The sequence below is a fragment of the Streptomyces sp. NPDC006283 genome, assembly GCF_040613325.1.
In the GTDB taxonomy this organism is placed as follows: domain Bacteria; phylum Actinomycetota; class Actinomycetes; order Streptomycetales; family Streptomycetaceae; genus Streptomyces.
In genome coordinates, this window is record NZ_JBEXRZ010000387.1 from 1 (window position 1) to 3,244 (window position 3,244).

A 3,244-nucleotide genomic window follows, 5' to 3' on the forward strand; every position below is an offset into this window, starting at 1 on the left:
ACGTTCCTGGGCGCACCCGCCGGCCCGCTCGGCGAAACCCTCACCTACCACACGCACGAGCAGGCCGTGCACGTCCGCGACCACCACGGCACCACAACCCGTCACCCCGGCACCCTCTTCGAGCACCTCCAGCACCAGCTCGCCGCCCGCGCCCTGCCCGCAACCGGCCTGCCCTTCGAGTTCAAACAACCTTACGTCAACGCGATTGACGTTAACAGTGGTAGGCGCGTTGGATCGGATCCGACAGGCGGTACCTCCGCTATCGGCGCCTGCACATCACGTTCCGGGAAACGAGGTTGGTTTGGCCATGCATGTTCTTGTCAGGAGAGCCAGCGCCGCCGCGGTCGCGGCCCTGGAAGACGGACAGCCGCTTCAGCGCCGAACAGATCGACGCGAGCGACAAGACGGCCGTCACTTCACTCCTGCGCCGGCTGCACTGCGACGTCCCGCTCACGCCATCGACCCGCGCTTCGTGATGCCGCTGCTCCAGGCACCCCTTGCCGCCAGGGCGCGCTACCTAAGCACGGCGACGTCGCTGTCTCGCCCGCGCCCGGAGCGTCCCTGCAAACTGACCGGCGTCAAGGTCGGCGACACCCCGCTCGCATGTGTCGAGGACTGGGAGAAGGCTGACCTGCTTGCCCTGCTCGAGTTCGGTGGGGAGCCGGGGCTGCCCCCTGCCTTCACCCGTCATGCCCCTCGGGGGCGGTAAGGGAATGCAGGAGCCGAAGCCCCAGTGGCCGCTGGCAGGACGGGACAGGGAACTGGAAGCCTTTACGGCGGCGTGGGGGGAGCGACACTGCGAGGTGGTTGTGATTTCCGGGTCGGCTGGGGCGGGTAAGTCGCGGCTGGGCGAGGAGTGCCTGGCCCGGGCAGTCCGCGCGGGTTACAAGGGTGTGCGGGCGGTCGCATCGGCATCGTCCGCCACGATGCCCTTGGGCGCGATCGCGCACCTTATCCCAGCTGGTGTGGATCTGTCCGACCCGGTGAAGGGTTACGCGGCGGTCGCCCACGCGCTGTCCGGGCCACAGCAGGGGCGGTGGGCGTTTTGGGTCGATGACCTGCACTTGCTGGACGCGGCATCGGGAGTGCTACTGCGCCAGCTGATGGACGCCGGCATGGTCCGCCTGATCTGCACGGTCCGCACAGGGGAACCCGTCACCGAAGCTGTGGATGCTCTCACAAGCGGGCTCGCGGTGCATCGGATGGAGCTGACCGAATTCACCGCAGAGCAAGCGGGAGAAGTGCTGCAGGTCGCGCTCGGCGGGCCGATAGGGCGGCACGCCTTGCAGGAGCTGCATTCCACCTCCGGCGGGAATGCGCTGTATCTGCGGGAGCTCGTGCAGGGTGCACTGCAGGCTGGGAGCCTAGCCAGTGACGGGGAGATCTGGAGGCTGGCAAAGGACTGGCTGGTAGTCACACCAAATCTGATCGAACTCATCGAAGCGCGACTGGCCGCCGCCAACCTGCAGGCTCGGCCCGTGCTGGAGCTGCTCGCGCTGTGCGAGCTTGTGCCGTTGGCCGACGCCCAGACCCTCGCGTCGCTGGACACGCTGGCCGACCTGGAAGAAGCAGGGCTGACCCAAGTCACCACCGACCGGCGCCGCACCAGCGTGCAGTTTGCCCACCCCCTGTACAGGGAGGTGCTGCGTGCTGGCATCCACGCCCCACGCCGCCGCACCCTGCTGCTTCAACAGGCCGAAAGGGCCAAAGCCCGCGGTGCCCGCCGCCGAGACGACCCCCTGCACATCGCCACCTGGCAGCTGGACGCCGCCGGCACCGCCGACCCAGCCCTCTTGCTCCGAGCCGCCGCCCACGCCCGCCACACCCACGACTACGAGCGCGCCGTCACTCTCTTCCAAGCCATGTCCGACTGTGACCGCACCATAGGCACTCGCGTCGCCGTCGGTGACGCCTTGTTTCAAATGGGCAAATTTAGCCAGGCCGAGGCGGTGCTAGGCGAGGCCGACGCTTCCGTTACTGATGAGGCGAAGAAAGTGGCAGTAACGCTGGCCCGGACTATGAACCTCGCCTTCGGCGTCGCCGCTAGCGACCAGGCGCTGGCCGTCAACGACGCCGCCCTGGCACAAGTTCACGATCCGGCCTACCAACGCATGCTGCGGATCAACGAGGGCTCCCTGCGCATCAGCGCTGGGCAGCCTGCCCATGGTCTAGCCCGAATGCAGGATATGGACGCTGAAGCCAGCCAGACCCAGGACACTAATGCGTGGCTGCAAGGGGCACTGATGAAACCCATCGGATTGGCCGTGCTAGGCCGAACGATGCAGGCAGTATCCACCGCCGAAAGCAACTATGCCGTTCACCTACAAATCGACGAGCGAACTCTGGTCTCCCACCCGGCTATCCAGCGTATCCCGCTGGTATTCGCCTTGAGCGAGACCGGCCGACTCGCCGATGCCCGCGCCACGGCTGAGCAAGCATTCATGGAAGTCACCGCCTCCTGCACAAGCGTGCGGGTGTGGATGGCTATCCTTGCTGGCCATGCGGAGTGGTTGTCAGGCCATCTAGTGACGGCTCGCCGCTGGTACGCGGAAGCCGCCACTCTCGCACGCACCAACGGCTGGGCCATGGCACTACAACCAGCGCTCAGCGGCCTGGCTGCGTGCGCGGCACTACTCGGCGATCTAGAAGCGGCCGAGAGGGCACTAGCCGAGCAGCCCACCAGCCAGTTTCCTCCTGGCTTCCTCCCAGCCAGGACGGAGCGACTGGGACAGGCATGGTTTTACGCCGCCCGTGGACATCTCGCCCAGGCCCGGGCCGTACTCGCCGAAGCCGCGGAAGGCGCCAGGAAGGACGGCCACATCACCTCCGAGGCACTGCTGCTCACCGATGTCGCCCGACTCGGTGGGGCACAGGACGTCGCGGGGCGGCTGACCGAACTCGCCGAACAGTGCGACGGAACCTTTGCGCCCGCACGAGCCCATCTGGCCGGAGCTCTGGCCAAGAACGAACCCGAACAGCTCCTGGCAGCCGCGGACGAGCTTGAGCGCATCGGGGCGGACCTGTCAGCCGCCGAGACAACCTCCGCCGCAGCCGCAGCCTGGCGCGCGGCCGGTCAGGCTCGTCGGGCAACAGCCGCAACCCACAAAGCTCAGCGCCTGGCGGACCGCTGCCAGGGCGCCCGCACCCCGATGCTGATCACGGCCAAGGGCAATCTCGATCTTCACGTCCAGACCTGCCCAACCGACGGCCTTGAGGTCCTTGGTGGCGACGACCGGGGTACGGC

2 protein-coding genes are annotated in these 3,244 nt (G+C 67.4%); one reads left to right on the top strand and one right to left on the bottom strand.

Annotated features, from left to right (window positions below):
* Window positions 1-189, bottom strand: a 189-nt coding sequence (locus ABZ070_RS36330) for a hypothetical protein (RefSeq protein WP_356640355.1), incomplete at its 3' end; no start/stop codon positions are given.
* 524 nt (window positions 190-713) lie between these two features.
* Here ABZ070_RS36330 and ABZ070_RS36335 point away from each other — a divergent pair.
* Window positions 714-3,244 (top strand): AAA family ATPase (locus ABZ070_RS36335; protein WP_356640357.1); only part of this gene is annotated, 2,531 nt, incomplete at its 3' end.